Source organism: Helicobacter mesocricetorum (genome assembly GCF_900198605.1).
GTDB lineage: Bacteria > Campylobacterota > Campylobacteria > Campylobacterales > Helicobacteraceae > Helicobacter_D > Helicobacter_D mesocricetorum.
Window position 1 is genome coordinate 15,298 of record NZ_FZPJ01000043.1, and the last position, 12,913, is coordinate 28,210.

12 protein-coding genes and 1 pseudogene are annotated in these 12,913 nt (G+C 33.3%); 5 read left to right on the top strand and 8 right to left on the bottom strand.

Annotated elements, in window-relative coordinates:
- Positions 1-86: 86 nt before the first annotated feature.
- Positions 87-314: a YdcH family protein gene (locus tag C6H18_RS08065; RefSeq protein WP_104722595.1), complete on the top strand. Its 228-nt coding sequence runs from the start codon at positions 87-89 to the stop codon at positions 312-314.
- A gap of 10 nt (positions 315-324) precedes the next feature.
- On the opposite strand, the gene cutA is transcribed toward C6H18_RS08065, so the two are convergent.
- From cutA to C6H18_RS08095, 6 genes are read right to left on the bottom strand one after another with little or no spacing between them, the layout of a single operon-like run.
- On the bottom strand, positions 325-636 hold the full coding sequence (gene cutA / locus C6H18_RS08070) for a divalent cation tolerance protein CutA (RefSeq protein WP_104722596.1): 312 nt from the start codon (positions 634-636) through the stop codon (positions 325-327).
- Positions 636-920 (bottom strand): hypothetical protein, encoded by a 285-nt coding sequence (locus C6H18_RS08075; protein WP_104722597.1) that lies wholly within the window; start codon positions 918-920, stop codon positions 636-638. Before C6H18_RS08075 ends, cutA begins: the two co-directional genes overlap by 1 nt.
- On the bottom strand, positions 920-1,735 hold the full coding sequence (locus C6H18_RS08080) for an HdrB C-terminal domain-containing protein (protein WP_104722598.1): 816 nt from the start codon (positions 1,733-1,735) through the stop codon (positions 920-922). The genes C6H18_RS08075 and C6H18_RS08080 overlap by 1 nt, the downstream gene beginning before the upstream one ends.
- A gap of 1 nt (position 1,736) precedes the next feature.
- Positions 1,737-2,408, bottom strand: coding sequence for a DUF5644 domain-containing protein (locus C6H18_RS08085; RefSeq protein WP_104722599.1), 672 nt, complete (start codon positions 2,406-2,408; stop codon positions 1,737-1,739).
- A gap of 43 nt (positions 2,409-2,451) precedes the next feature.
- A complete protein-coding gene (locus tag C6H18_RS08090; RefSeq protein ID WP_199770176.1) occupies positions 2,452-2,925 on the bottom strand; it encodes a hypothetical protein in 474 nt (157 codons plus the stop codon).
- Positions 2,926-2,937: 12 nt separating this feature from the next.
- Positions 2,938-4,668, bottom strand: a complete 1,731-nt coding sequence (locus tag C6H18_RS08095) for a M3 family oligoendopeptidase (protein WP_104722601.1) — start codon at positions 4,666-4,668, stop codon at positions 2,938-2,940.
- Positions 4,669-5,148: 480 nt separating this feature from the next.
- On the opposite strand from C6H18_RS08095, the gene C6H18_RS08100 reads away from it, so the two are divergent.
- Positions 5,149-6,135: a hypothetical protein gene (locus C6H18_RS08100; protein WP_104722602.1), complete on the top strand. Its 987-nt coding sequence runs from the start codon at positions 5,149-5,151 to the stop codon at positions 6,133-6,135.
- Between the two features lie 310 nt (positions 6,136-6,445).
- Here the strand turns inward: C6H18_RS08100 and groL are convergent, their stop codons facing one another.
- Positions 6,446-8,086 carry a chaperonin GroEL gene (gene groL, locus C6H18_RS08105; RefSeq protein WP_104722603.1) on the bottom strand — a complete coding sequence of 547 codons (1,641 nt, stop codon included), beginning with the start codon at positions 8,084-8,086 and terminating at the stop codon, positions 6,446-6,448.
- A gap of 32 nt (positions 8,087-8,118) precedes the next feature.
- Positions 8,119-8,376: pseudogene (gene groES / locus C6H18_RS08110) on the bottom strand (co-chaperone GroES); the annotation flags it as partial.
- Positions 8,377-8,630: 254 nt separating this feature from the next.
- Here groES and C6H18_RS08115 point away from each other — a divergent pair.
- The 3 genes from C6H18_RS08115 (at position 8,631) to adhP (ending at position 12,879) form a co-directional block, all read left to right on the top strand.
- Complete coding sequence (locus C6H18_RS08115; protein ID WP_104722604.1) at positions 8,631-9,794, top strand: pyridoxal phosphate-dependent aminotransferase; 1,164 nt, start codon at positions 8,631-8,633, stop codon at positions 9,792-9,794.
- A 371-nt stretch (positions 9,795-10,165) separates the two neighbouring features.
- The gene (exaC, locus tag C6H18_RS08120; protein WP_104722605.1) at positions 10,166-11,674 is read left to right on the top strand and encodes an acetaldehyde dehydrogenase ExaC; all 1,509 of its coding nucleotides are present in this window, start codon (positions 10,166-10,168) and stop codon (positions 11,672-11,674) included.
- A gap of 155 nt (positions 11,675-11,829) precedes the next feature.
- Positions 11,830-12,879 (top strand): alcohol dehydrogenase AdhP, encoded by a 1,050-nt coding sequence (adhP, locus tag C6H18_RS08125; protein ID WP_199770178.1) that lies wholly within the window; start codon positions 11,830-11,832, stop codon positions 12,877-12,879.
- Positions 12,880-12,913: the final 34 nt, after the last annotated feature.

A 12,913-nucleotide genomic window follows, 5' to 3' on the forward strand; every position in this document is an offset into this window, starting at 1 on the left:
TTCCTAAAGAGAATACTTCATCAATAATGTTGCAATTTTTAAGCCAAAATTACCTATAATCTTTTAAATCATTTTTAGGAGTTTTTATGTTGCACGAATATAGAGAACAAATTAGTATCTTAAAGCAAGAAAATGCTCACTTTGCTAGAATCTTTGATGAGCATAATAATTTAGACCAAAAGATTCAAGATATTACAGAAGGCAGGGAACATCTTAGCGATATGGAACTAAGAGAGCTAAAACGAAAAAAATTAGAACTTAAAGACGAAGCACACGCAATCATTATGGAATACATTAAAGAGCAAAAAAGCTAAAGGTTTATACTCAAACCTTTAGAGTATTTTTATGCCATTTCCGATAAGACTTTGAAACTTTATTAACCCTTACACCTATAATCTCTGGAATCTCATAAATATGCCACTTAAGAATTAACTTTTTCATCTTTTTGAAATCCTTTTGGTTGATTTTAAAGCTTAAAAGTATTTCCTTTTCTCTTATTCTTTTATTTTTCCAAAGGTAATTACTCCTAATAACATCTTGTTGCACACAAGAAGTTAAACCTTTTTTAAAAACTTTTCGAATAAGTAATCTTGCATTCTTGGAATTACTAGTTGTTTGTAAAATCATAAGAGCCATTATTCAGAGTCTTCTTCTTTGGATTTTTTCTTGCCCTTCTCTTCTTGAGCGCGTCTTTTTTCTTCTTTTCTCATTAATTCTAAATTTATCTGACGCTCTTTGGATTTCCTAAATTTTTCTATAAATTCTTGCCTTTCAGTTGTGCTTTGGTATGCTATAGGTCTAACAAAAGAGATAATAAGCATCAAAACAAGAAAAGCTATGGCAATCTCTTGATTTCCTGTAAGATAATACCACATTACTGCAATAGCAAATGCAACAATAACTTTAAGTAAATGAACCACTAAAGCATCTTTGGAAGAATATTATGTTCTTTAAAAAGTAAGTTAGAAGCATCACTATCTCTAAAAGTGCTTAAAAATACCTGCGGTAAAAATAGTAGCGGAATCTCTAAATCATCGCGTCCAGCAATTTTTTGAATCATCTTTGAATGCTTATCAAAAATTTCAAAATTTCCAATATTAGTAGTGATGATAAAATCAATTCCACAATCAACCATTTCATAATAATCATCAGAAGCCATTTTATAAGCCAAAGTCGGATTGGTTTTTAAAAGATAATCATAACTTTCCTTATAAAAAGGAAGGATTTTTAATCCTAATAGGCTCTCTAGTTTCTCCAAAAATTGTATTTCTCTAACAAAATTTTCTAACTCCCTATCAATAATAAAAGCACTTTTAAAGCCTTTCCAACTTCTAAAATTATCATCTTTTCTAAAAGACTCCAAAATGATTTCTGGGATAAATTTGATACTCTTCTCTAAAACTAAAATATCAATTTCTTCTTTTAAAAGATAGCTTAATTTCTCTTTAAATTCCTGCTCTTCATAAAGTTTTTTGATAAGCTTTATAATCGCTAAGAGACTTTGACTATCACAGATTAGAACTTGTTTATCTTCTTGTTGTGTCTTCATAAGAGTTTTTAAAATTTGGCAATAGAATTTTTCTCCCATTAAGGAAGAAAATTTATTCCCCAAAGGGAGTTGTTGGATTTGGTAATCGTTAATGCAAATTTTCTTTAAAAGATTTTTTAAATTTTGCAACAAAATTTCTGAACTTGTGGGATAAAAGTTATTATGCAATATCACAAAAGAATTCATATTATTCCTTCAATAAATTTTTTGTAAGGTAATTCTTAAATTTTTGTATATCACCCTCTAAACATTCTTCCAAAACATTTTTTTGGAACTCGCAAATATAGTCATCAATTTTACTATCTTGAGGATAAAGATAAGTCTCAAGATTTTGAGCATTAAAAATACCCGTTTCAAAATTTGCCACAAGCTTCAATAATTCTTTATCTTTATTTTCCTGATATAAAGAATAAGCAATTACAAAAAAGGCTTCCGTTAAATATTCTTTATTTTTAACACTTAAGGGTGTAGCATAAGCATAGGGTAAAAAAGAGAGAATAAATTTATCATCTTGCTTAAATCCATATTCTCTTAAAATTTCTATTTTTTTTATAAAAGATTCGGGATTAATCACTAAATCTTTTATCACTAAATGTGGATTTAAAGGCTCAATTTTCCAAATAAAACCAAACTTTTTGCACAAAGATTCTATGGTTAATTCAAAATCAAAAACAACAATTTCATTGATTTTAAACCCATAAGCATCATAAGCGTATGCAAAAACATTTTCTTTAATTATTTCTAACAAATCAGACAAAGTAGCATATTCATTAATAGCTATATTAATTTTAGTGTAATAGGGCAAATAATCCGTTTGTATATCAAAACGGAATAATTCTAATTCTATCTTTTTTTTCATCAAACTACCTCCCAAACGAGCTTCTTAGTATAACAAAATTTCCTCATTTTTTAAACTTACTATTTTCAGGGTTTGACAATAAAGCTTTCATTGAGCTATTAATACCCTCTTCTTCATTGCTTTTAGCATTTTTAGGTTCTAAAAGTGTTCCAAGCAAATTAATATAAAGGCATAAATCTGAACGAAAATTTTCATCATCAGGTAATAAAATTTGGACAATGCTCTCCAAAGGCACTGTTACAAAACTCCCCAGATTGTCCTCACCAAACCCTGCTTCAAAATATAAATTATTCTCTTCTAATTCTAAACTCTCAAAAGTATAACCAGCTAAAATAAACACCGTTAAATCGCTAAAGGTATCATAAATCTGACTAGGCAATGGAGGTTCAAATTTCACACAAGCAACATTGCAAACAATAGAAAAATTCATTCGTTTATCCATAAGAACTTTTATTATTTCATAGCAATACCTTTTCAATAAAGAAAAAAACCTTTTATCGCTTAGCAAAACTTTCACCACCCTCTCTCCTTATAAAATCCTTTTTAACTCTTCTAGTAATATTCTAACTTCATTAATACCAATTTTCCAAAAATCTTTATCTTCAATATCAAGTCCAAAAATAGAGACAAGTTCTTTAGGTGATTGGCTACCTCCAAGACTCAAAAATTTCTCATATTTAGGGACAAAACTTTTACCCTCTTTGCGATATACGCCAAAAAGTGCCATCACCAAAAGTTGTCCATAACTATAAGCATAACAATAAAAAGGCGTATGAATAAAATGAGGAATATAAGACCACCACAGGGCATAATTTTCACTTAAAACTACACTATCTCCAAACATTTTTTGATTTTCATCTTGCCATATTTTATTAATCTCTTCTACAGACAACTCACCCTCTTGCAAATGAATCTTCCGCTCAAAATTCGTAAAAACATTTTGCCTAAAAAGTGTCGCAAAAATATCCTCCAACTTGCCTGCATAAAGAGAGATTTTCTCTTCCTTACTTAAAGAATCTTTCATTTTTTCAAACAAAAGCATTTCAGCAAATACCGAAGCAGTTTCGGCAGTGGTTAAAGGTGTGTCAGAGTTTAAATACCCTACACCATAAGAAAGATTTTGATGAATAGTATGACCTAATTCGTGAGCCATTGTAAAAACATCTCTTCTTTGGTTGGTATGATTTAGCAATAAATAAGGATGAGCTTTGGTAACCGCACCGTGACTAAAAGCCCCTCCTCGTTTATTATCTCTAGGATGCGAATCAATCCAACCCTCTTCAAAAGCCTTTTTAGCAATCTCATAAAATCTAGTAGAAAAACCTTGAAAAGCCTCTAAAACCACTCTCTTAGAATCTTCGTAATTAAAAGCTTCATTCTTACCCACAGCCAAAGGTGCGTATCTATCATAATCATAAAGCCTATCATAATTTAAAAGCTTTTTCTTTATTTTGTAATACTCCTCAACAATCTTTACATTTTCATTAATGGTTTGCACCATTAAATCCACACTTGTTTGCGTTGTTTGATTACTAATATGGCGAAATTCCTCTAAGCTCTCATATCCTCTAAGCTCACTTTGTATCTTTAAATCTTTTCTTACCACATTATAAATGTATGCCAAAAATTCTATACTATTCTTTAATTCTAAACTCAAGGATTCTGCGGCTTTTTTTCTCATTTCTCTATTTTTATCATATAAAAAACTTAAAATTTCCTCTTCGGTTAATTCTTGTTCATCAAACTTAAACTTTATACGACTAAAATGTTCATCAAACAGCCTTTTAAAAGCTTCTACTCCAACGGGTTGCGTTTTTAGTAAAACTTTTTCTTCAGGCAAGGTTAGTTGGTGTTTAGCATTTTTAGATAAAAGATCCAAAAAATAACTATATTTTCCACCTTGTTGGATAAACTGCTCTTGCAATGTTTTTGGAAGTGTATTGAACTCCACCTCAAAAAAGAGCAAAGATTCTTGAGCTTTATTCACCTCCATTTCACATTCTGCATAAAATGCTCCCTCCTTAGTATTAGCAGCAAAGGATAAAAAAGCATAAGTCATTATTCTAGCAAGATCTTCACAATTATTTTCATAACTTTCTAAAAGTAAAAAAAACTCTTTGGGGCTTAAAGTATTCAGTTTATCCTTATATTTTTGTTCGAATTGTTTTGTATTTCCTATACTTTTTTTAATCGCAATCTTTAAAGAATCTCTATCACTAAAAAGTGAGGTTAAATCCCACAAACTCTTCGCATCTTGCATAAAATTCCTTTTTAAATATAAATCTTAACTTAAGTTGTGAATTCTACACCAAATGCACTTAATTTAGAATATTTTTAGATAAATTTTATTTTCTTAATAAAACTTTGCAAAACTCTGTATAATTCTTAAATTATCCATATATTAAGCCCTATGGCTAATAAGGGATTATTCAAATAAAGATTAAACACGGAGGATAGGAGGATAGATAGAGAGTTAAAAAGTTTCAAAAAGGATTCATTAAAACATTCTTAAAAACTTTATAATTTTCAAAAATACTCAATATTGTAACAACCCCCTATTGCATAACAAGAAATATTACCCTCAATTAAGCTTCACTTAAATAAATGAGGCTTATTATTTTAGGATTTTCTCATCTCAAAGTTTAAAACATTTTTAAAAACTTTAGAAAGAGAATTCTTACGAAAATAGAGAGATATATTTGTTTATTAGCATGAAAAAATATAATTTAAAGGAGAGAAGATGGCTATAGGTGGTGCAGATCATATCGTATCCAAAAAACTCTATCTATCCGCTAATAATCGCTCACAATCCTCTCTACAAGGGGAGGCAGAGCAAGATTCACAGACAAAACTACAAAACATTAAAAAATCTATAAAAGCAAGGCTAGTAGGGCAAGATTCTAATTATAAACTCGTGCTTTTTAATGATCCTACAAGTGGCGATAGAATTAGCGCACTCCTCTCTAAGGAGAATTTAGATCGATTGCAAGAAAAATTTGATAAAAAAAATTTTTTTACTAGAGAAGATGGGCTAATACGTTTAAGCGGTAAGGCAGAATCCTATGTGAGTGGTTGGTATACACACATTACCACTGGAGATGTAGAGGCACAAAAAGCGGATTTAGACAAGGATGGGAAATTCTCCGAATCAGAAAGAGAGCTAATAAAAGACGGCTATGAATTTGAGATATTAGAAAAAGGTATTTTAAATAAGGGGATGGTGGTGCATTCTGTCTCTACAAACTCAAAGGCAGACAATACCAATGTGCGCACCATAGAGGATTTACTCGATAATTTCATCACTCAAGACCAAAACTTAGATGGCGAAATAAGTGTGAAAGAACATATTGAGGTAACTCGGGGTAGCTTAGCGGAGACACTTAAAAATATTTTAAAATCTCAAGAAAATCCTTTAGCCAAAATGATAGACAATTCCAACAAAGCAATCAATGAGGGAATAAAAACAAAAAAGAAAAATAAACTCGATATATCAGCTTTAGAGGAAGCAGCGAAAATCTTAGCAAAAATCAAACGAAGCGGAGACTTAAGCTCACTCTCACCACAAGAGCAAGAAATAGTGCGACAATATTTCGCAGGAGAGGTAGAACGATTAAAACAACAAAATGTTGATTCTAGTGTTATCGACAAACATCTAAGCGATAAAATTCAAGAATTTGTAGAAGAAGTTTCCTCTAATAAAAACCTTATTTTTGAGGCAAAGGCATAATTAGCACACTTTTATAGCCTCATCTAAGGATAAATAAAGCACTTTTGTCCTCAACCTTACTCTTGCAATGGCAAAAGGCTTTATGCCAAGCCCCCTAGTCATTTACAAAATTAAAACCTCACTTATATAATCATTATTTATATCCCTTTGTAAAAACTTATAGACTGCCAAGTTATAGATTGTTAAGAGTATTTAGGATTCTTGTGATGATGGATATTTTTTTAAATTAGATTTAAAATATAGTAGAAAGCACAAGAAGCTAGAAACTTCTTGCAAAATTTAAAAAGATTTCAAGAAAAGGTAGGGGGATTTACATCATTCCACCCATACCTCCCATTCCACCCATACCACTCATATCGGGCATAGCAGGTTTGTCTTCTTTAATCTCATGAACTGTTGCTTCTGTGGTAAGCAGTAAGCTAGATACTGAAACTGCATTTTGTAAGGCGATTCTAGCTACTTTAAGAGGATCGATAATCCCAGCTTCAAACATATCAACATATTTTCCACTTGAAGCATCAAATCCATTATTAATATTTGAATCTTTTTCTACATTATTCACAACCACACCATCATCAAACCCAGCATTTGCAGCAATTTGTTTAATAGGGGCAGAAATTGCTCGTTTAATAATCTCATAACCTATTTTTTCATCACCTTCAAGATTGAGATTAACCTTTGCAGCTGCACGGATTAAAGCCGCTCCACCACCGATGATAATCCCCTCTTCTACCGCAGCTTTAGTTGCAGAGAGTGCATCATCTACTCTATCTTTTTTCTCTTTCATTTCTACTTCACTAGCAGCACCTACTTTGATAACTGCCACACCACCGCTAAGTTTTGCCAATCGCTCTTGGAGTTTTTCTTTGTCATAATCACTAGTTGTTGATTCAATTTGTGTTTTAATCTGTGCTATTCTAGCAGTTACTGCAGCTTTATCCCCTGCTCCATCAACGATAGTTGTATTGTCTTTGTCAATAACGATTCTTGAAGCTTGTCCTAAATCCTCAATAGTAGCATTTTCTAAAGTTTTGCCAAGCTCTTCGCTAATAACTTCTCCGCCTGTTAAAGTTGCAATGTCTTTTAGCATTTCCTTTCTTCTATCACCAAATCCGGGAGCCTTGACAGCAGCGACATTTAAAACACCTCTTAATTTATTGACAACCAAAGTTGTTAAAGCCTCACCCTCAATATCTTCAGCGATGATTAATAAAGGCTTACCACTTTTCATTGTAGATTCTAAGAGTGGCAAAATATCTTTCATAGAAGTGATTTTTTTATCGGTTAAGAGGATATAAGGATGCTCTAACTCTGCTTCCATTTTATCACTATTGGTTACAAAATAAGGGCTTAGATAACCTCTATCAAACTGCATACCCTCAACCACACTCAACTCATCATTGATACCTTTTGCCTCTTCGACGGTTATAACCCCGTCTTTTCCTACTTTTTCCATAGCTTCAGCGATCAAATCCCCGACTTTTACATCAGAGTTTGCAGAGATTGACGCAACTTGAGCAATTTCTTTTTTACCAGCTACGGGTTTTGTGATTTTTTTAAGTTCTTCTGTAATGGCTTCTGCAGCTTTATCCATACCTCTTTTTACTTCGATAGGATTCGCTCCTGCTGTAATATTTCTTAAACCTTCTTTAAAAATGCTATAAGCCAAAACCGTAGCAGTTGTTGTCCCATCACCTGCTGCATCGGCTGTTTTACTAGCAACTTCTTTAACAAGTTGAGCACCCATATTTGCAATAGGATCTGCTAACTCTATCTCTTTTGCCACTGAAACACCATCTTTTGTGATACTTGGCGCACCAAAACTTTTTTGAATTAAAACATTTCTTCCTCTAGGTCCCATAGTAACTTTTACTGCATCACTTAATTGCTTAACACCTTCAAATAATCTATTTCTTGCGCTATCTGAAAAATTAATTTCTTTACTTGCCATTTTAAATTCCTTTTATAAACTTTAATAAATTAAGCGATTACGCCCAAAACATCTTCTAATTTTAAGATTAAATATTCTACGCCATCAAGTTTAACTTCTGTTCCAGAATATTTACCAAATACAATTTTGTCATTTGTCTTTACATCTTTTACTTCGCTTCCAACTGCTTTTACAATACCCATCAAAGGCTTTTCTTTAGCATTATCAGGAATGATTATTCCAGAAGCAGTTTTAGTATCTTCTTCAAGTCTTTCTACCAAGACTCTTTCTCCAAGTGGTTTAAAATTCATAAGGATTACCTCCATAAATAATATTTGATAAAAACGAGTGCGATTATACTTCAAAAAAAATCTTTTGTCAATAACCTTAGTAAAAAAATTCATTTAATCTTAGTCTAATAAACTAAAGATTAATAAGTGTATTTAACTAAATATAATAAAATAATGGCATAATTATCATATTTTCAAATTTTGTAAAGGAAAATAAGGTTATACTTGCCACGCATACACAAAGATATATAATGATTAAGGAGGATTCATTAATTATGTATTCAGATAGAATCAATAATCTCTCAGAATCTATTACGATTGCAATTAGCACATTAGCTAGAGACTTAAAAGCACAGGGTAAAGATATTCTCTCATTTTCTGCTGGAGAACCTGATTTTGATACTCCACAAGCCATTAAAGATGAAGCCATAAAAGCCATTCAGGCAGGTTTTACGAAATATACAGCTGTTTCTGGGATTCCAGAATTACTACAAGCTATTAGTGATAAATTAAAAAGAGAGAATAATTTAGACTACACGACAAAAGAGATTATTGTAAGCAATGGAGCAAAACATTCTCTTTTTAATGTCATCGCAGCACTTATCCAAAAAGGTGATGAAGTCCTTATTCCCACTCCTTATTGGGTTACTTATCCAGAACTTGTATCTTATAGCTTAGGAACCAATGTCTTTTTGCAAACCACACAAGAAAATAATTTTAAAATCACTCCCCAACAATTAAAAGATTCTATCACTCCTAAAACCAAAATACTTATTTTAACAACCCCTTCAAATCCTACTGGGATGCTCTATTCCAAAGAAGAACTACAAGCACTTGCTGAAGTATTAAAAGGAACGAATATTTGGGTTATTAGTGATGAAATCTATGAAAAACTTATTTATCACGGCAACTTTACCTCTACTGCAAGTATTAGCTCTGATATGCTGGAGAGAACTATTACCATTAATGGGTTAAGCAAATCTGTTGCTATGACGGGTTGGCGTATGGGTTATTTGGCGTGCAAAGATAAAAAACTATGCAAACTCATTGACAATCTCCAAAGCCAATCAACTTCTAATATCTGCTCTATCACACAAAAAGCTTCCATAGCTGGACTTGACGGAAGGGCAGATGAAGCAATCAAAAAAATGCGCTTGGCTTTCCAAGAGAGAAGAGATTTTGCTTGTGAAAAAATTAATACCATTAAAGGATTGAATGTCAATACACCAGATGGTGCATTCTATCTCTTTGTTAATTGCTCAAAAGTTGAATATGATTCGATGCATTTTTGCAAATCCTTACTAGAGAAAGTTGGGGTTGCAGTAGTTCCGGGTATTGGATTTGGTATGGATGGATATTTTAGATTTTCTTTTGCGACAGATTTGAAAAGCATTGAAGAAGGCATTAAACGAATCGAAATTTTCTGCAATTCTCATTAAAAATAAAACTATCTTTTTAAATGCTAAAATTAAGATAAACCTTAATAGAGCTTAGAAAAGAAATTCTCTCTTTCAATTTACATATAACTTAAGAATATTTAACATTATCTCCAATCAACTCCCCCCCCCCCAATGACCGCAAAGATTCTTAATTAGAATCAACTAGTTAATGCCCTATTTCTTGATATGGAAATATTCTCACCCATTGAAGCAAATATTTCTATAAGTTTCTAAAAGTAACATTTAAATTAATATGTTACTTTATTGCAACATTTTAAAAATAAAAAAATAGATTGTAGGATACATTAGTAGATGAAAATCAATATTATTAAAAAGATTTTCAATAAATATTTGAATAAAAAGGAGATAAGTTGAGCAAATATACAAAAATTTCAAATGTGTTTAAACAGCAATATGAAAACTACATTGGTGGTAAATGGGTGGCTCCAGTTGATGGAAAATATGTTGAAAATAGAACTCCTATTTCAGGAGAGGTTTTGTGCAAAGTCCCTCTATCAAGTGAGCAAGATATAGAGGTTGCCCTTGATGCAGCTCATAGAGCAAAGGACAAATGGGGAAATACAAGCCCTCAAGAGCGATCTAAAATCCTGCTAAAAATCGCAGATAGAATCGAAGAAAATCTTGAGCTTATTGCTTATGCAGAAACTTGGGATAATGGAAAGCCTATCCGCGAAACCCTAAATGCCGATATTCCTTTGAGTGCTGATCACTTCCGCTATTTTGCTGGTTGTTTGCGCGCTCAAGAAGGAAGCATTAGTGAGCTTGATGCTGATACAGTCGCTTACCATTTTCACGAGCCTCTAGGGGTAGTTGGACAAATCATTCCTTGGAATTTTCCTATTTTGATGGCAGCTTGGAAACTTGCTCCTGCATTAGCAGCGGGAAATTGCATTGTTATAAAACCTGCAAGCCCTACTCCAGCAAGTATTTTAGTACTTTTTGACATTATTGGTGATTTACTTCCTGCAGGGGTAGTAAATATCGTTAATGGAAGTGGAGGAAAAATTGGAAAAACACTCGCGACAAACCCAAGAATCGCAAAAGTAGCTTTTACAGGCTCTACAAGTGTTGGACGACAGATTATGCAATTTGCCACAGAAAACATTATTCCTTGCACTTTAGAGCTTGGAGGTAAATCGCCTAATATTTTCTTTGAAGATGTTATGGCACATGAAGATGAATACCTAGATAAAGCCATTGAAGGGCTTGTTCTTTTTGCTTTCAACCAGGGAGAAGTTTGCACTTGCCCAAGCAGAGCTTTAATCCATGAAAAAATTTATGATAAGTTTATGGAAAAGGTTCTTAAACGCGTTGAAGCCATCAAAGTGGGCAATCCTTTAGATCCAAATACAATGATGGGCGCTCAAGTGGATGAAAAGCAGGTAGAAACTATCTTAAACTATATAAAAGTAGGGAAAGAAGAAGGCGCACAATGTCTTATTGGTGGCGAGAGAAATCAGCTTGGTGGAGAGTTGGCAAATGGTTGCTACATCAAACCAACTATCTTTAAAGGACATAACAAAATGCGAATCTTCCAAGAGGAAATCTTTGGACCTGTGTTAGCAGTAACAACTTTTAAAGACGAAAGAGAGGCTTTAGAGATTGCTAATGATACGATTTATGGCTTGGGAAGCGGTGTTTGGACACGCGATATGAATAGAGCTTATAGATTTGGACGTGGGATTCAAGCAGGGCGAGTTTGGACAAATTGTTATCACGCCTATCCTGCACACGCAGCCTTTGGTGGTTATAAACAATCAGGAATTGGTAGAGAAACCCATAAAATGATGCTAGAGCATTACCAGCAAACTAAAAATATTTTGGTGAGCTATTCTATTAATAAATTAGGGTTTTTCTAGGAGCTTGCTCCTTCAAGAAGTGTCGTATGAACGCTTCTTGGAGGAAGTGAAAATTCTACAATTCTAAATAATTTTTGAGATTTGTCGCTTTTTGTAGCGACAAAATTGGGATGATAGAGTTTTTATAAACTCTTAAAAAAATTAAAGGAGCATTTATGTCTAGTATTCCAAAAACTATGAAGGCTGCTGTTTCAAAAGAATATGGTAAGCCACTTGTAATCGAAGAAGTCCCAGTTCCAAGACCTCAAAAAGGTGAGGTTTTAGTCAAAATCGAAGCTTGCGGTGTTTGTCATACCGATTTACACGCTTGCGATGGTGATTGGCCAGTTAAGCCTAAGGCAAACCTTATCCCTGGACATGAAGGTGTTGGGAGAATTGTTGAATTAGGAGAAGGTGTAACACACCTAAAAGTAGGTGATGTTGTTGGTATCCCTTGGCTTTACAGTGCTTGCGGACATTGTGAGCATTGTTTTGGAGGATGGGAAACACTTTGTGAAAGTCAGCAAAATGGAGGATATTCTGTCAATGGAGGTTTTGCAGAATATGCTGTAGGTGCTGCAGATTATGTAGGTGTGCTAGATAAAAATTTAAGCCATCAAGACTTAGTCAATATTGCCCCCATTCTTTGTGCGGGTGTAACCGTTTATAAAGGGCTTAAAATGACTGAAGCACGACCCGGTGAGTGGGTAACCATTTCGGGAATTGGTGGATTAGGACATGTTGCGGTGCAGTATGCTAAAGCAATGGGATTGCGTATTGCCGCTGTTGATGTTGCTGATGACAAACTTGAATTAGCCAAAAAATATGGAGCTGAAATTGTCGCTAATGCAAAAACTGAAAATGTTATTGAAAAAATACGCAATGCAACAGATGGAGGAACTCATGGTGTGCTAGTTACTGCAGTTTCCCCAAAAGCCTTTGAACAAGCTGTTGCTATTGCAAGAAGAGGAGGAACTGTTGCTATGAATGGTCTTCCTCCAGGAGAATTCCCTATTAGCATCTTCAATATGATTTTAAATGGAATCACAGTAAGAGGCTCTATTGTTGGAACAAGACTCGACTTACAAGAAGCCATTAACTTCGCACAAACAGGTCGTGTTAAAGCCCATGTTACTGCAACAAAACTAGAAAATGTCAATGAAGTCTTTGATAAAATGCGAAAAGGACAAATTGATGGAAGAATGGTTTTGGACATTGGACAATAATTTTGGGCTTGAAGCCCAAAATAGTGCGATATTA